Raw genomic sequence first — 15670 nt, 5'->3', positions numbered from 1 at the left:
GAACAAGTCCCCCGCACCTCGCGGCGACAAGAAAAGACTTTACACACACGTGAACAACCACGGCAACTCGAAACCACGTGAAACACACCACACACCCCCCCAACCCCGGAATGGCGGGGATCCAGGGCCGTCGGATGGCTTCCGGGCCTCGTGAACCCCACCTAGACGCGGGGTGAACTCGCGCGCCCACGGAGGGCGTCCCGCCGTCGATGTGGCACAGGTCTCGCGGAATATGCGGCCTCGCCCCCGGCGTTACACCTGGCAGATCCCCACGTCACGCGAAAGGTGGCCCCGTGCTTCCGCTATCCCTTATTGATTTTGCAACCGTCTACGACGGCGAAACCCCTCGGCAGAGCTACCGGCGCTCGGTCGAGATGGCCCAGAGGGCCGAGAACCTCGGTTTCTCCCGCATCTGGTACGCCGAGCACCACAACATGCCGAGCATCTCCTCGGCCGCCCCCGCGGTGTTGATCTCGCATATCGCCTCGAAGACCGAGAGCATCCGACTGGGTTCGGGCGGCGTCATGCTCCCCAACCACTCCCCCCTGGTCATCGCGGAACAGTTTGGCACGTTGGCCGAGCTCTATCCCGATCGCATCGACCTGGGCCTGGGCCGTGCACCCGGAACCGACATGCGAACCCTTCAGGCGCTGCGGCGTGACCCGCAGGACGCGGAACGGTTCCCGAGCGACGTCGTCGAACTGCAGGGGTACCTGGAGGGGAAGTCCCGGATCGAAGGAGTCCAGGCGATTCCGGGTCGGAACACCAACGTGCCCCTGTACATCCTCGGCTCGTCGCTCTTCGGCGCACAGCTCGCGGCCCAGCTGGGTCTGCCGTACTCCTTCGCCTCCCACTTCGCCCCCGCGGCCCTGGAGCAGGCGACCTCGACGTACCGGCAAAACTTCAGGCCCTCCGAGCACCTGGCGGAGCCATACGTCGTGGCCGCCGTCAACGTCACCGCCGCCGACTCCCCCGAGGAGGCCGAGGAACAGACGCGCAAGGTGCGCAGGAAGCGGGTCCAGGCCATGGTCGGGCGCGGCCGGGATCTGACCGAGGCCGAATTGGACATGCTCGTCGAGTCGCCTGCCGGCCAGCAGATCATCGACATGCTGCGATTCACGGCCCAGGGCACAGGACCGGAGGTCAAGGCCTACCTGGACCGCTTCGCCAACCTCGCGCAGGCGGACGAGCTGATGATTTCGTTGCAGTCTCCCTCGACCGAGGAATCGGCCCGCTCGATGGAGATCTTGGCCGACGCGTGGGGCCTTCAGGGCGCCTGATCCGCACGGGAAGCAACCACAAACGACAAGGGACGGCCCGCGCCATCGCGGACCGTCCCTTGTGCTTGCGGGGGGGGTCTAGTCCACCCGGCCTTCCTCGAGCTTCTGAATGGCCGCCGTGTTGGGCGGCAAATCGTTGAACTCGGAGGCGTCCTTGTTCCTCACCAAGAGCTTGCTCAGGACGGCCAGCACCACGATCAGCGCGGCGGTGGCCAACAACTGAACCCGGATGGCCGGATCCGTCATGCCCAGCACGACGATCGCGGCGACCAAGACCAAAGCGAAGTAGGACAGCCCCGGGAACGCCCACATCTTGAGGGGGAGCTTCCGCCCCTCACGGTCGGCCCGCTTGCGCAGAATAATCTGCGAGATGAGCGCGAAAGTCCACACCGCGAGGATCGTGGACCCGACGACGTTGAGCATGATGTTCAGGATGGTCTCGGGCCACAGGTAGTTGAGAACCACGGCCACGAAGCCGCCGATCACCGAAAGAATGACCGACAGATAGGGAACGCCCTTCTTGTTGATGACCGCGAGCTGCCTGGGAGCGGATCCGCGGCGGGCCAGCGAGTACAGCATGCGCGAGCCGCCGTACATGTTCGCGTTCAGGGCCGAGAGCATGGCCAGCACGATGATGACGGTCATGATTCCTTCGGCCGCCGGAAGGCCGGCCACGTTGAGAACCGCCACGAAGGGGCTGGCCGACAGGGACTCGTCGTCCCACGGCATCACCAAGACCATCACGGCCACGGCGCCCACATAGAACACGAGCACGCGGATCAAGATCGTGCGGATCGCCCGGGTGACGTTCTTGGCGGGTTCGTCCGTCTCGGCCGCGGCGATGGTCGCCAGTTCGGTGCCGCCAAAGGCGAACACGACGACCAACAGCGCACCGGCAACCCCCGAGATGCCGTTCGGCATGAACCCGTGGTGCTCGGTCAAATTGTCCAGGCCGGGCGAGGGCGCGGGGAGAACGTTGATCAACAAGAGCACGCCGACCACGAGGAACCCCAAGACCGCAAGAACCTTCAACAGGGCGAACCAGAACTCCGTCTCCCCGAGGGTCTCGACGTGGAGCAGGTTGACGGCGGTGAAGACGCACATGAAGATCAGGGCCAAAACCCACTGCGGAACCACGGGCCACGCCTCGTTGATGATCTGTGCCGCGGCCGTGGATTCGGCGGCGATGACGATGACGATCTGGATCCACCAGAGCCACCCGAGGGCTCGACCCGCGGTCGGACCCATGGCCTTACCCGCGTAGGTCGAGAAGGACCCCGGGGCGGGATCGGCGGCGGACATTTCCCCGAGCGCCCTCATCACGAGGACCAGGAGCAGGCAGCCGGCGAGGTAGGAGATGATGACGGCCGGACCGGCGGCCTTGATGGCGGATCCGGTGCCGACGAAGAGGCCGGTGCCGATGGCCGAGCCGAGGGCCATCATCACGAGGTGGCGCGACTTCAGGCTGTTATTCGACGGCGCTTTGAGAGGAGGGCTCGTGACCCCTTCGGTGGAGTGTGATGTGTGACTCATGTGGATCGACACTACCCGACCTCGATCCTTTTGTAGAACGATCGGTCAGTATTTTTTTGAAGAAGTTTCGAAGGCAATCTTACCTTGTCACCGGCAAGTATCCGGATCCTCTGTGTTGGTTCAAAGGCTCGGCTCCTAGACTCGGAGACATGACGGAAACGAGCAATGAAACCGCACGTCCCCGAGCCGGATCCGACGACCGATCAGCGACATTCGCGGTCGATCGCCAGAGCCCCGGGCCGTGGGACACGATCGCGGCTCCCGCGGGCACCTTCCGCACGACGCGAGGCGACGACGTCGTGCGCGGCCTGGGCATTCGCTACGCCAGGGCCGAACGTTTCGGCGCCCCCGTGCCCCACGTCTACAGCGAGCCGTTCACGGCAGACACCCCCGCGCCGGCTTGCCCCCAACGCTTCGAGGCTGAGGACGCCGCGATCCAGGCCCTCGGCTTCGACGAGCACTGCCAGCGCCTGAGCATCACCCGGCCCGCCCACCGCCGGTCGGGCCTGCCGGTCATGATCTGGATCCACGGAGGCTCCTACATCGGTGGGGCCGGCGATCTGCCCCACTACGACCCCTCGGCGCTCGTGCGCGAGGAAGACATCATCGTCGTCAACGTGACCTACCGCTTGGGCCTCTTTGGCTACCTGGGCGACGGCCGGACGCGCGAGGCCAATCCCGGCCTGCTGGATCAGGTCGAGGCCGTGAAATGGGTTCACGAGAACATCGAGGCCTTCGGCGGCGATCCAGAACGCATCACGATTGCGGGTCAGTCCGCCGGCGGACATGCCTGCTGGGACCTGCTGCTCGTCCCGGAGATCAAGGGGCTGATCCGCCGCGCGATTCCGCAGAGCGCGCCGCTGGGCATCGTCCACGGGCGGCGTAGGGCATGGAAGGCCGTGACCCCCGGCCCCGAGAAGACGGGGCGGATGCGTCAGGCGACACCCACCGAGCTGGCCGCCGCCGAATCGGTGATCAATCGAAAGGCCGCGCTTCACCTCCGCGCGTCGCTCATGCCGTTCTCCCCGCAGTATGGCGCGCGCCCCCTTCCGGAAGAGCGCGATCTCAAGACCGCGTGGAAGAACGTGGGAGGCAACGTCGAGGTCCTCATGGGCACGACCGCCCGCGAATCGGCCCTGTTTACCGGCCGCGTGAACCTCCTGGAGAAGCTCGCCGGGCGGCGCTGGGGCCGCCGCGGCGTCGTCGAACCGCTGATCCGGCTCACGACGCAGCTCATCTACGCGGCCGACAACGCGATCTGGGCCCAGCGTCTCGCGAACGCGGGCGGGAAGGTCGGCCTCTACCGGTTCGTCTATGGCCGGCCCGATGATGCCCTGTCCTGTTGCCACGTCGCCGAGCTACCGCTCCTCTTCCCCGGCCCGATTTGGACCGAGTCTGAGGACAACGCCGGCGCGGGCGTCTCCGGCCCGCGCATTGTGGAGACCTTTGACCCGGACACTATCGAAGCGGCCGGCCGCTCCCTCCGACGCGTGTGGGGCGGATTCGTGCGCGAGGGATTCGAATCCTCGGCGGTGCACGAGCTACCGGGCATACTGGAGCTGAACACCTTGAACCATACGTCCACGACAACCGGGAGCTGACCATGCCCAAGACCAACAGCCAGGGGAACCCCCGACGCGAGGAATTGCCGGAAACCCTCAAGAAGTCCGACCGCAAGGCCCAGGACACTTTCGCCAAGACCTACGACTCCGCGATGGACGAATACGACGACGCCAAGCGCGCCTCCCAAACGGCCTATGCGCAGTTGAAGCACACGCACGAAAAGGTCGGGGATCACTGGGAGGAGAAGGAAGAATACGGCGATTCGGATGACCGGGCCGAATCTTCGGGGCGCGGCCGCGGGGAAAGCGCCGGCGGCGTCAACGCGAACGCTTCCAAGGAGCACCTGTACCAGCAGGCCCAAGAGCTGGACATCGAAGGACGTTCCGACATGTCCAAGGATGAGCTCGTCGAGGCCCTTCGGAAGGAAAGTCAGCGCCGAACCTCGGGTTCCTGACCCACAACACCGCTTCGTCGCGACGCAAAAAACGCACCGCCCTCACACAGAGGACGGTGCGTTTTTTGCTACCGGCGGCCAGCCCGAAACGGGGGTGTACCCACGACGGGCCGGGGCGACCGGCTAGGAGCCCTTGTTCACACGCGGGTCTTTGACGATGTCGATCGGCATGGTCGAGAGATCATACTTCTCGTTCTCTTCGAGGTTTTCGAGAACGTCCTCGACCTCCTCCTCGTTCTCCACCGCGGGCATCGAGCCCTGGAGGTTACGCCCGGAGGATTCCTTCATGAAGTACACGCCGATGGCGCCCACGACGCACGCGAGCATGATGTAGAACGCGCCCATCATGTCCGTGTGGAACACGTTGGCGAGGGCCGTGATCACAAAGCCGGTGGTACCGCCGAAGATCGCCACGGCGATGTTGAACATGATGCCCATCGCGGTGTAGCGGACCTTGGTCGGGAACAGCGAGGGCAATGCCGAGGCCTGGACCGAAACCTGGAACATCATGATGATGCCCATGATCAACAGGCCCAGGAAGGTGGACCAGGTGTGGCCCATCATCATGAGCAGGAACGCCGGGATCGCGCCGACGACGCCGACGATGCAACCGGTCAGCATGACCGGGCGGCGTCCGATGCGGTCCGAGACGGCGCCGAAGATCGGTAGACCGACCGAGACGATGATCAGGACCGGCACGAGCAAGGCGTTGCCGTGCAGGGTGTCGTATCCGAGCACGTCGGAGAGGTACTCCGGCATGTAGGTGGTCACGGCATAGCCGACGACCTGGGCGCACATGACCATCGCGGCACCGATGAGCAGGTGCTGCCAGTGCTCCCCGATGACGGCCTTGAGCTCGTCCATGATGGACTTGCGGCCGGCCTTGGCCGACTGCTTGTCGTTGGAGTCGTTCTGCGCCTCGAAGGCGTGGGATTCCTGGATGTGGCTACGCATGTACACGCCGACGATGCCCAGCGGAAGGGCAACCCAGAAGCAGATGCGCCAGCCCCACTCGGTCATGAACTGCTCGCCGCCGATGACCTCAATCACGGTGGCCAGCGTCGCGGCGGCCGCGAAACCGAGGTAGGAGCCGAGGTCCAGGAAGGAGCCCCAGAAGCCACGACGGCGGTCGGATGCGTATTCCGCGATGAAGGTCGCGGCACCGGCGTACTCGCCGCCGGTCGAGAAGCCCTGGACGAACTTCAGCAGGATCAAGAGGATGGGGGCGAAGATGCCCCAGGTGTCGTACCCCGGCAGGCAACCAATCAGGAAGGTGCCGAAGGACATCATAAGGATCGTGAAGGCCAGAACCTTGCGTCGTCCGACCTTGTCACCGATCGGGCCGAGGATCAGGCCGCCCAACGGTCGGACCAGGAAGGTCACGGCGAGGGTCGCGTAGGTCGCGAGGCTGTCCCACGGTGCCGGCAGGGGGAAGAAGACGAGGGCGATGTAGGTCATGACATAGGCGAAGACGCCGATGTCGAACCATTCCATGAAGTTGCCCAAGAGGGTCGCGCGGAGCGCCTTCTTCATCTCCGCCTGGTCGACGACGTGAATGTCATCGGTAGTCAGTGCAGGTGAAGGTGATGCGGATGGTGCTGATCGAGAACCACTCATAAGTACGCTTTCTTTTTCGACAAACGCGTGCCACTGTACTCGCTTGTTTCAGGGGTGCAACCAGGTGGTCACCCACCGGACCCCTTCGAAGGCGCTCGGTGAACGCCGTCCGAATCCCCGGACGAACTTCTCGCAGACTCCCCTTCACACCGTGTTGGCAAGGCGAAACGGACTGCAAGTCGATGGCCCCATAGACAGTTTGTGAATCTACCAGGACGTCCGGCCAATGCGGATAGTTGCCAGACCATTTTGTGATGCAAACCATCTGAAACGCGCTGATCGGCCTGTGACCGGCGACCCAGATAGGCTGGTACGGTGCCCGGGACTTCGCCCGGAGCCTCTCATCAGACCCACCAACGGAGGAGCATCGTGCCCATCCCTAGCGCCGCCGACAAAATTCTCGTCCTCACGACCGGCGGAACGATCGACAAATACTATTCCGTGGCCGGTGAGATGGAGATCGACGAGCCCACGGTCGGCCCGATCCTGGACCAGGCGGCGACCAATCTGACCACCGAGGTGCGCTCCGTCGTCGCGATCGACAGCTTGGACATGACGGATTCCCACCGGGCGCTGATCGCGGAGGCCCTCGCACAGACGGATGCGCGCCGCATCGTCATCACGCACGGAACCGACACGATGCCCGAGACCTCCGAGTTCCTCCGCGAACGCCCCGAAGCCATCGAGGGTAAGACGATCGTGCTGACCGGTGCGATGCAACCGTCCTGCATGCGGTTAACGGATGCGCCCTTTAACCTCGGTGCGGCGGTCGCCTCCGCCCAGTTGCTGGAGCCCGGCGTGTACATCTCGATGAGCGGTCGCATCTTCGAGGCGGGATCCGTAGCCAAAGACCGCTCCCGCGGAGTTTTCGTCAGCAAATAGGCCGCCCGTGGTAACCCGTCACGGCGTCGAGGCCAGAGCCCGGCGCCGTCTCGGGGCCCACGAGGCTACCGGAGTCTCCCGGGTCACCGGTCGTCGCGGAAATGACGCCTCTTCTGATTGCGGTGGGCACGCACCTGTTCTTCGGTGACCTGATCGAGGTTCTGCGTCAGGGGCGAGGTGGTGGAATGAGGCTCGGAAGAGCCCCGGTCCCCGGCCCGGCGCGCGCGGAACCGTGGTCGCCGCCGGAAGTCGAAGCTGGGCCGCGGAACGGTCACCTTGAGCGTGACCGGCGCGGGCAGTTGCCAATTCCGCCACCTCGCCAGGATGCCCACGACGCCGCAGGTCAAGATCGAGACGCCCATTCCCACGGATTCCATGTGGAGCACCAGCGAGAAGAAGGCCATCTCGGCCGCGCCAATGACCCCGACCGTGGCGTAGAGCGAGCTGCCCCCGAGGACCGACGGGATGCGATTGACCATGATGTCTCGGAGGATGCCACCCCCGACGGCGGTCGTCACGCCCAAAAGAATCGACGGAACCCAGTGAAGTCCTAGCCCGAGGCCCTTGGCGGTACCGGTGGCGACCCAGCAACCCATTCCGATGAAGTCGACGGCCGTGAGGAATCGGTTGGCCCAGGACGCACCGAGATCCAAGGTGTAGGCGATGGTCGCCGCCACGGCCACGCCGATCCAGTATCCGCTGTCCGTGAGGGCGATCGGAAAGCCGGTGTTGAGGAGGATGTCGCGAATGAGCCCGCCGCCGGTTCCCGAAAGGATCGCGAGCATCACGAAGCCGACGACGTCGAACCGGAAGCCCCGGGCGACCGCCCCACCCAGCAGGCCATTGGCCACGACCGCCGCGATATCCACGACCCGGAACCACAGGCTCGGATCCCACTCGTTCATCCCGTGCACCTCCGCCTCACCCGTCCGCGACCCCTGTTGGGCCGCGGTGATATCCCGATCCTAATGAGTCGATGGTTCTGAGCCGCGCCGGTCTCCACCATGTGGAAGAAGCACGACGCACGCAACGACCCCGCGCCGAGAGCCACGAAGCTCTTGGACGCGGGGTCGTTGTGGGCCCGCCCTATTAGTCCTCTTCGAGGTGCTTGACCTCGGCACCCTCCGCGGCGCGCTGCACCGCGGCGACGCCCTTCTTCGCCGACGCGAGGGACTCATAGCCCTGGCCGCTGGCCACGACCTCGCCGTTGCCCGCCTTCAAACGAAAGCGGAACTTACCGGCCTTGTCCTCGTAAATTTCAAACTTTCCTGCCATGACGGGCTCCTTCCGGGGATGCGGTCATCCGTACACCTCTGACACTAGACCCACGTCACATTGCCGGGGAATACATCCCCGGCAAACTTTTGAGGACCACCCGGCGGATGTGGGTAGAAATTCCAAATTCATGATGATATTGCCCACAGATAACAAGTACGCTGATCAGCGGCGAAGACCACACATAAGGGTGCTTATTCGTTGTAACCTCACTAGTTAGGGACACAAAGTACCCCGAACGAGATCGCCGGATGGACGCCTTTGAGCGACTCCATAGTTTTGTGAAGGGCTGTAGGGTCGGCATCCGACGGTGAATCCGCGCCCTGCCCGCACCATGAGCCAGGGCACTTCCCCCTTTACGGAAGGTTGTAAGCAATGTTTGGACCCGACAATGTTCGTCGGCGCTGGAGCGTCGACGACGTCACGGTCACCAAGCCGAGCGTCATCAAGCGCGCGATCGGTGCTGCCGCCATCGGCAACATCACCGAGTGGTACGACTTCGGTGTCTATGCGTACCTGCAGGTCACCATCGAGAAGGTCTTCCTGCCCGATCTCGATGGGGCCTTAGGCTCCATCATCACGGCCGCCCTCTTCGCGGTGGCCTTCCTCGTGCGCCCGATCGGCGGCATGGTCTTCGGACCGCTGTCGGACAAGATCGGCCGCAACAAAGTTCTTTCGATGACCATGATCATGATGGCCCTGGGCACCTTCGCCATCGGCATCCTGCCCGGCTACCAGACGGTCGGCCTGTGGGCCCCGTTCCTGTTGCTGGCCTGCCGCCTCTTGCAGGGTTTCTCGACCGGCGGCGAGTACGGCAACGCGATGACCTTCATCTCGGAGTACGCCCCGGACCGCCGTCGCGGTTTCTTCGGGTCCCTCCTCGAGGTCGGAACCTTCACCGGGTACCTCTTCGGCGCGACCATCGCGACCGTCATGACCGGCGTGCTGTCCAATGAGCAGATGCTCAGCTGGGGATGGCGCCTTCCGTTCTTCGTCGCCCTGCCCTTGGGTCTCGTGGGTGTCTACCTGCGGACCAAGCTCGCGGATACGCCCGCCTACCTCGCCCTGGAAAAGGAAGCCGAGCAGGCCGAGAAGGCGTCCAAGTCCGGCGAGAAGAAGAAGGGCGAGTTCAAAAACATCTTCAAGCTGTGGCCCTCGATGCTCGTCTGCGTCGGTCTGGTCCTGGCCTGGAACGTCACCAACTACATGCTGACCTCCTACATCCCGACCTACTTCACCGCGGTCAGGGATATCCAGGGTTCGGGCGGGGTCTCCGACCTGACCTCCTCGATCCTGCAGATCATCGTGATGGCGGTCTGCCTGGCGACCATCCCGCTGTTGGGGCGCCTGTCCGATCGCGTGGGGCGCAAGGCCGTGATTGCCACCGGTTCGATCGCGCTGATCGTCCTCTCGGTGCCGTCGATCCTGTTGATCCGCGGCCACAGCGACATCACGGTGATGTTCGGCCTGCTGATCATGGGCCTGAGCCTCATCTGCTTCAGCTCGACCATGCCGTCGACGCTGCCGTCGCTGTTCCCGACGCTGGTCCGCGCCGGTGCGTTGTCGATCGCGTTCAACATCTCGATCTCGCTGTTCGGCGGCACGACCTCGACGGTCATGAGCTCCCTGATCGGAGCGACCGGCAATCTCATGTGGCCGGCCTACTACCTCATGATCGCCGGTGCGATCGGCCTGGTGGCCCTGTTCTTCACCCCGGAGAGCAACGGACGTCCGCTGTGGGGCTCCTCCCCCGCCGCGGAATCCAAGCCCGAGGCCGTCGAACACGTGGCCGACCTGAACCGCGAATACGAGATGGCCAAGGCCGACTCCTAAACCCGCGGTCTCCAGCGAGAGGGCCCCGAGACGCATCGTCTGATGCGTCTCGGGGCCCTCCGTCGTTGGCTCTACGATGCGGTCCACCGGGACGAGGCAACGAGCGTAGCCTCAGTCGGCGCCGGTCCCGGCAGGACCCGAGTCAGTCTCCAGCGACGTGCCGGGTGTCCAGACGACGCATGGCTTCGGCGTCAAGCGAGATTCGCCCCGCCGACAGGTTCTCCCGAAGATGATCGGGGTTGCTGGTCCCGGAGATGACCGCCGTGTTCGGGGAGTGCTCGAGCAGCCAGGCCATGCCGACCTGTTGCGGCGTCACCCCCATTGCGTGGGCGATCTCGATGACGACGGGATCATCGACCACGCGAGGAAGGCCGAAGAAGCTCCCGCCGCCGCCCAACGGGAAGTACGGGATCCAGGCGGCGTCGTGATCGCGGCAAAGTTCGAGGAGGCCCTCGTCGCGACGATCCAGAAGGTTGTAGATATTCTGCACGGCGACGATTCCGGCCGGCAACGCGGCCTCGACCTGCTCTTTGCGCACGTGGCTCAGGCCGATTCCGCGGACCTTTCCTTCCTCGCGGAGGGCGATGAGCTCGGCGAGCTGGTCCTCCAGGTTGACCATCTGATCTTCCTCGACCACGAGTCCCGGCCGAAAATCCATGCGTCGCAGGTAGACGATGTCCACGTAATCGCTCGCGAGGGTCGCCAGATTATCCTCGACGGACGCCCGCAGCTCGTCGGGGTGCTGGGCCGCCGTCATCGGTGCCGGCCCTTCGGGGGTGGCTCGAGCGCCCGCCTTCGTCGCCACCACGACCTCGTCCCGATTTCCCGCGAACGCCTCCGCGAGCAGGGAATTCGCGTGCCCCGCACCGTAAAAATGCGCCGTGTCGAAGATCCGCACGCCGTCGTCAAAGGCTTGGCGCAGGACCGAGACGCCGCGGTCGCGCGAGGCCGCCGAATCCTCCGTGCGGCCGAGGCTTCCCATGCCAAAGCCCACACGAGCCACCGACCGGCCACCGAGCCTCAGGTCCCCGCCCAAGCCCTGTTCTTCCGTGCCCATTCCTGTGCCCTTCGACGAGATGATCAGTACAAACGCTTTCCAGCGTAGGCACAGCGGGTGATCGTTTCCTTGGAAGACGCCGCCAGCTTGCCGGGGCGGGGCCCTACTTCACCCGGTAGGCGCTGTTCTCCGGGTTGTCGAGGGTCGAGTGCTTACGGTTGTCGTGCATCGCGATCACCGCGATCAATCCCAGCACCGCCATGACCACCACGTACCAGGGGAAGACCCCGGCGATCCCCTGGTTTTTCATGAACAGGGCGACATATTCGGCCGAACCGCCGAACAGCGAGTTGGCGATCGCGTACGTGAATCCAACCCCCAACCCGCGGATGTGTGCGGGGAACATCTCGGCCTTCACGACCCCCGAGATGGAGGTGTAGAGGCTGATGAAGATCATGGCGACGACGATGAAGACCGCCGAGACCACGATCGAGGACTGCGAACCGATCAAGGCCAGGAGCGGGACGGGCAGGACGACCATGCCGATCACGAAGATCAGCATGTTGTTCTTGCGCCCGATCTTGTCGGACAGCGCACCGGCCAGTGGCTGCATGATGATGAAGAGGAGCAGGCAGATCGTCATCGCGTCGGCGGTCTGGCCCTTCTCGAAACCGGCCGTGTTGATCAGGTATTTCTGCATATACGTGGTGAAGACGTAGAACACGAGGGAACCGATGCTCGTGATGCCGAAGACCACCCAGAACGCCCGCTTGTGGCGGAATACTTCCCGAAGGCTTCCGGACCCCTTGGCGTTGCGGTCGATGTGGGAGGTCGTCTCCGTGAGGCCGGACCGCAGCCACAGGGACACCACGGCCGCGACCGCGCCGATCACGAACGGCAGGCGCCACCAACCCGCGCTGATCTGCTCGTCGCCCAGGGTGTGCGTCATGATCACGGCAAGGAGGCTCGCCAGCAGCTGCCCGCCCACGAGGGTGACGTATTGGAACGATGAGAAGAAACCGCGCTTACCGGAGGTCGCGACCTCCGACATGAAGGTCGCGGTCGATCCGTACTCGCCGCCCACCGAAATTCCTTGGATGCACCGCACGACGGTCAGCAGGATCGGCGCCAGAACCCCGACGGACGCCGCGGTGGGGAGCAGGGCCATGGCGAGGGAACCGGCGCACATCAGAAGGATGGACGAGAGCATCGACGCCTTGCGACCGTAGCGGTCCGAGATGCGACCGAAGATGTACCCGCCCACGGGCCTCATGAGGAAGCCGACAAAGAAGACTCCCGCGGTGCTCATGAACGCGCCGGTTTGCCCGGTGTTCGCGAAGAACTGCTGGGCGAAATACACGCTGAAGAACGAATAGACGTAGAAGTCGAACCACTCGACGAGGTTTCCGCTGGAGGCGGCCAGGATCGACTTGACCGTCTTCCAGGTCGAGCGCTCGGGTATTCCTCGCGTGGGCTGTTCCGGGTGAGACGCCATGGCGCGCTCCCTCCTGCCTATGGCGGTCCCTTCCGCCGGATGTGATTGATCGGTCCAGGGTATCTCCCCTGAGACCCGGGTCATAATGTCTCGCGTTCGACCGCCGCGTTGTTTCCCGAATCTGAAGAAGCCGCCCGGCGGCGCGGTCGGGATTAACCAGGCATTCATGCAAACGTCATGGCGGCATGGGGTGTTGCAGGACACGTCGGGTCGGCCCGCCCCTAGGTTGGGAGTAGTCGGCACACGCCGGCTCGGGGTTCCGGCCTCGACGTGGAAAGGGAGAGGCCGATTGCCGCGAGGCGCCCCGTCCACACCGCCGAAGGGGAACTCATCGTGAGCTCGTCCGTCACCACTTACGTCCTCGACACCTCGGTCCTTCTCTCCGATCCGAGGGCCATGTTGCGCTTCGACGAACACGAGGTGGTGTTGCCACTGGTGGTCGTCTCGGAGCTGGAAGGCAAACGGCATCACCCGGAGCTCGGGTATACGGCACGAAAGGCCTTGCGCATCCTGGATGACCTGCGGGACGAATTCGGGCGCCTCGACCGGGAGATTCCCGTGGGCGAAAGCGGTGGCACCCTCCGCGTCGAGCTCAATCACATCGAGACCTCCCAGTTGCCGCTCGCCTTCGATCGCTCGGAGAACGACACCCGCATCATCGCCGTCGCCCGGAACCTCCAGGCGGAGGGGGCGGACGTCGTGGTGGTCACGAAGGACGTTCCGATGAGGGTCAAGGCGGCCTCGATCGGTCTGGCGGCCGAACAGTACCTCGCCGAGCAGGCCGTGGACTCCGGGTTCACGGGACTCTCGGAAGTATTCCTGAATCAGAATGATATGGACGAGCTCTACAAGAACGGCCATCTGACCACCGATGCGGTGGTCGAGGAGGTCGTCAACACGGGGTTGATTCTCTCGTCGCCCGGCGGATCGGCCCTGGGCCGCGTGGTGGGCTCCGACCACATCAAGCTCATCCACGGGGACCAGCAGGCGTTCGGCGTCGGCGGGCGTTCCGCGGAGCAGCGGATCGCGATCGATATGCTTCTCGACGAATCCGTGGGCATCGTGAGCCTCGGGGGCCGGGCGGGCACCGGTAAATCCGCCCTGGCGCTGATGGCAGGGCTTGAAGCGGTCCTCGAGAAGGGTACGCACCAGAAGATCACGGTCTTCCGGCCGCTTTATGCGGTGGGCGGGCAGAACCTGGGATACCTTCCCGGGTCCGAGGGCGACAAGATGAATCCGTGGGCCGAGGCGGTCTATGACACCCTGGGCGCGCTCGTCAGCAGGAACGTCCTCGACGAGGTCATCGAGCGGGAGATGCTCGAGGTTCTTCCCTTGACGCACATCCGAGGCCGGTCATTGCACGATACGTTCGTGATCGTCGACGAGGCGCAGTCCCTGGAACGCACGGTGTTGCTGACGGTTCTGTCGCGTCTCGGCGAGAATTCACGGGTGGTTCTCACCCACGACGTCGCCCAGCGGGACAATTTACGGGTGGGCCGGCACGACGGCGTGACCGCGGTGATCGACCGGCTCAAGGGGCATCCCCTCTTCGCTCACATGACGCTCACCCGCTCCGAGCGTTCGGAGATTGCCGACCTGGTCACGGACGTCCTCGAAGACAGCGAACTGGTCTAGCCGGGAAGGCGCGGCCACGGCGCTCATCGTTCCGAGCAGTTCGGAATACTCGGCGGCCCGCTTGGAATACGCGTCGACAACACGCGGCTCGTTCACGGCATCTCACTTTCTGATCCGGTGGGCGCACCCTCCGCGACGGACCGTCCCAGCGACTGGGCCAACCCGGCAACCGAACGACGCACTGCCTCATCCCCCACGACTACAAACGGGTGCTCGAGCCGGGCCAGGAACGAGGCGGCGCGGTCCGGATCGTCCGTTCCCGCCCGATACCGGCACCGGCCCGGGGCAATTTCCCGGACCTCGGCGCTACCCCACAGGAATTCCGGGGGAATGTCCCGCGGTCCGCAGCGAATCTCCACGTCAATGGTGTGGGCAAAGGCCGCCAGGGGCATCGGCTCCCTCAAGCGATTCAGCGCTTGTCCCGCATCCCGGCGCGGGCTGAACGCCCACTGCCCGACGTCGATCTCACGCATTCGATCGACCCGAAACTGGCGCCATTGTTCCTTTTCGACGTCGAAGGCCCCCAGGTACCAGGAGCTTCCATGCCACATCAGACTGTATGGCTCGACCCACCGATCGGATTGCGTGCTTCGCCGATCCACGTATCGGAATCTGAGGCGACGATGGCGACGCGCCCCCTCCGCGCAATGCTGCAGATTGCCAGACAGCTCCGCGTCGACGGGCACCTCGAGGTCCAGCGACGCACGGAACCCCCGCACGGTGCGCCGCGCGGATTCGGGGAGGAGGTCTTCCACCTTGCTCTTCGCCCGCTCGATGACGGATCTATCCGCAACCGAGGTAGAGGCGACGTCGAGGGCCAATGTCAGGGCGAGGGCCTCCTCTTGGTCCAAAGCCAGGCTGGGCAATAGCTGCCCCCGATCCAGCCCGTAGCCCCCGCCGTGACCGGATTCCGAGCTGATCCTGTAGCCGGCCTCGCGGAGCCTTTCGATGTCCCGCCGGAGTGTTCGCGGGGTCACGCCAAGCTCCTCGGCGAGTTGCCGTCCCTCCCACATGGGGGTCTGGCGAAACAGGCCGAGGAGCTTCAGCGCACGGGACGTCGGATCGTTCACGGTCCCAGTCTCTCAACTTTGCGGACAGTTGCTGTC

The 15670-nt window shown here is 64.6% G+C and carries 13 protein-coding genes; 6 read left to right on the top strand and 7 right to left on the bottom strand.

All coding sequences use genetic code 11. The annotated features are described in order from the left end of the window. Nucleotides 1-293 precede the first annotated feature (293 nt). Nucleotides 294-1280 carry an LLM class flavin-dependent oxidoreductase gene (locus CURSPS6_RS12210; RefSeq protein WP_030016609.1) on the top strand — a complete coding sequence of 329 codons (987 nt, stop codon included), beginning with the start codon at nt 294-296 and terminating at the stop codon, nt 1278-1280. A gap of 78 nt (nt 1281-1358) precedes the next feature. Here CURSPS6_RS12210 and CURSPS6_RS12205 read toward each other — a convergent pair whose 3' ends face one another. After that, complete coding sequence (locus tag CURSPS6_RS12205; RefSeq protein ID WP_051688029.1) at nt 1359-2813, bottom strand: amino acid permease; 1455 nt, start codon at nt 2811-2813, stop codon at nt 1359-1361. 149 nt (nt 2814-2962) lie between these two features. Here CURSPS6_RS12205 and CURSPS6_RS12200 point away from each other — a divergent pair, with 149 nt between their 5' ends. Together CURSPS6_RS12200 and CURSPS6_RS12195 are read left to right on the top strand one after the other, a co-directional pair. Further along, the gene (locus CURSPS6_RS12200; protein ID WP_051688015.1) at nt 2963-4414 is read left to right on the top strand and encodes a carboxylesterase family protein; all 1452 of its coding nucleotides are present in this window, start codon (nt 2963-2965) and stop codon (nt 4412-4414) included. A 2-nt stretch (nt 4415-4416) separates the two neighbouring features. Then, complete coding sequence (locus CURSPS6_RS12195; RefSeq protein ID WP_030016604.1) at nt 4417-4830, top strand: ChaB family protein; 414 nt, start codon at nt 4417-4419, stop codon at nt 4828-4830. 123 nt (nt 4831-4953) lie between these two features. Here CURSPS6_RS12195 and CURSPS6_RS12190 read toward each other — a convergent pair whose 3' ends face one another. Next, the gene (locus CURSPS6_RS12190; protein WP_200910962.1) at nt 4954-6363 is read right to left on the bottom strand and encodes an MFS transporter; all 1410 of its coding nucleotides are present in this window, start codon (nt 6361-6363) and stop codon (nt 4954-4956) included. Between the two features lie 453 nt (nt 6364-6816). Between CURSPS6_RS12190 and CURSPS6_RS12185 the strand changes: the two genes are divergently transcribed. Then, nucleotides 6817-7329: an asparaginase gene (locus CURSPS6_RS12185; RefSeq protein WP_051688014.1), complete on the top strand. Its 513-nt coding sequence runs from the start codon at nt 6817-6819 to the stop codon at nt 7327-7329. Between the two features lie 83 nt (nt 7330-7412). Here the strand turns inward: CURSPS6_RS12185 and CURSPS6_RS12180 are convergent, their stop codons facing one another. Both CURSPS6_RS12180 and CURSPS6_RS12175 read right to left on the bottom strand, forming a co-directional pair. Continuing rightward, nucleotides 7413-8234 carry a trimeric intracellular cation channel family protein gene (locus tag CURSPS6_RS12180; RefSeq protein ID WP_030016598.1) on the bottom strand — a complete coding sequence of 274 codons (822 nt, stop codon included), beginning with the start codon at nt 8232-8234 and terminating at the stop codon, nt 7413-7415. Nucleotides 8235-8418: 184 nt separating this feature from the next. After that, complete coding sequence (locus tag CURSPS6_RS12175) at nt 8419-8604, bottom strand: YegP family protein (RefSeq protein ID WP_030016596.1); 186 nt, start codon at nt 8602-8604, stop codon at nt 8419-8421. Nucleotides 8605-8979: 375 nt separating this feature from the next. Here CURSPS6_RS12175 and CURSPS6_RS12170 point away from each other — a divergent pair, with 375 nt between their 5' ends. Then, nucleotides 8980-10437 carry an MFS transporter gene (locus CURSPS6_RS12170; protein ID WP_030016595.1) on the top strand — a complete coding sequence of 486 codons (1458 nt, stop codon included), beginning with the start codon at nt 8980-8982 and terminating at the stop codon, nt 10435-10437. A 142-nt stretch (nt 10438-10579) separates the two neighbouring features. Here CURSPS6_RS12170 and CURSPS6_RS12165 read toward each other — a convergent pair whose 3' ends face one another. Both CURSPS6_RS12165 and CURSPS6_RS12160 read right to left on the bottom strand, forming a co-directional pair. Further along, nucleotides 10580-11494, bottom strand: coding sequence for an aldo/keto reductase (locus tag CURSPS6_RS12165; protein ID WP_030016590.1), 915 nt, complete (start codon nt 11492-11494; stop codon nt 10580-10582). 103 nt (nt 11495-11597) lie between these two features. Next, a complete protein-coding gene (locus CURSPS6_RS12160) occupies nt 11598-12929 on the bottom strand; it encodes an MFS transporter (RefSeq protein WP_051688013.1) in 1332 nt (443 codons plus the stop codon). 396 nt (nt 12930-13325) lie between these two features. Between CURSPS6_RS12160 and CURSPS6_RS12155 the strand changes: the two genes are divergently transcribed. Continuing rightward, the gene (locus CURSPS6_RS12155) at nt 13326-14564 is read left to right on the top strand and encodes a PhoH family protein (protein ID WP_416371679.1); all 1239 of its coding nucleotides are present in this window, start codon (nt 13326-13328) and stop codon (nt 14562-14564) included. Between the two features lie 92 nt (nt 14565-14656). On the opposite strand, the gene CURSPS6_RS12150 is transcribed toward CURSPS6_RS12155, so the two are convergent. Continuing rightward, entirely contained in the window at nt 14657-15634 is a 978-nt protein-coding gene (locus CURSPS6_RS12150) for a helix-turn-helix transcriptional regulator (RefSeq protein WP_051688012.1), read from the bottom strand. Between the last annotated feature and the right edge of the window lie 36 nt (nt 15635-15670).

The sequence above is a fragment of the Curtobacterium sp. S6 genome (genome assembly GCF_000710345.2).
In the GTDB taxonomy this organism is placed as follows: Bacteria; Actinomycetota; Actinomycetes; order Actinomycetales; family Micrococcaceae; genus Rothia.
The sequence above is the reverse complement of the archived record's forward strand: the minus strand, read 5'-3'. Positions and strand labels throughout refer to the sequence as shown.

Excerpts from the sequence above, each read along its gene's own strand:
- CURSPS6_RS12170 (WP_030016595.1), top strand. The coding sequence starts at position 8,980 with ATGTTTGGACCCGACAATGTTCGTCGGCGCTGGAGCGTCGACGACGTC.
- CURSPS6_RS12190 (WP_200910962.1), bottom strand. The coding sequence starts at position 6,363 with ATGAAGAAGGCGCTCCGCGCGACCCTCTTGGGCAACTTCATGGAATGG.
- CURSPS6_RS12205 (WP_051688029.1), bottom strand. The coding sequence starts at position 2,813 with ATGAGTCACACATCACACTCCACCGAAGGGGTCACGAGCCCTCCTCTC.
- CURSPS6_RS12195 (WP_030016604.1), top strand. The coding sequence starts at position 4,417 with ATGCCCAAGACCAACAGCCAGGGGAACCCCCGACGCGAGGAATTGCCG.
- CURSPS6_RS12200 (WP_051688015.1), top strand. The coding sequence starts at position 2,963 with ATGACGGAAACGAGCAATGAAACCGCACGTCCCCGAGCCGGATCCGAC.
- CURSPS6_RS12165 (WP_030016590.1), bottom strand. The coding sequence starts at position 11,494 with ATGGGCACGGAAGAACAGGGCTTGGGCGGGGACCTGAGGCTCGGTGGC.
- CURSPS6_RS12180 (WP_030016598.1), bottom strand. The coding sequence starts at position 8,234 with ATGAACGAGTGGGATCCGAGCCTGTGGTTCCGGGTCGTGGATATCGCG.
- CURSPS6_RS12155 (WP_416371679.1), top strand. The coding sequence starts at position 13,326 with ATGTTGCGCTTCGACGAACACGAGGTGGTGTTGCCACTGGTGGTCGTC.
- CURSPS6_RS12175 (WP_030016596.1), bottom strand. The coding sequence starts at position 8,604 with ATGGCAGGAAAGTTTGAAATTTACGAGGACAAGGCCGGTAAGTTCCGC.
- CURSPS6_RS12160 (WP_051688013.1), bottom strand. The coding sequence starts at position 12,929 with ATGGCGTCTCACCCGGAACAGCCCACGCGAGGAATACCCGAGCGCTCG.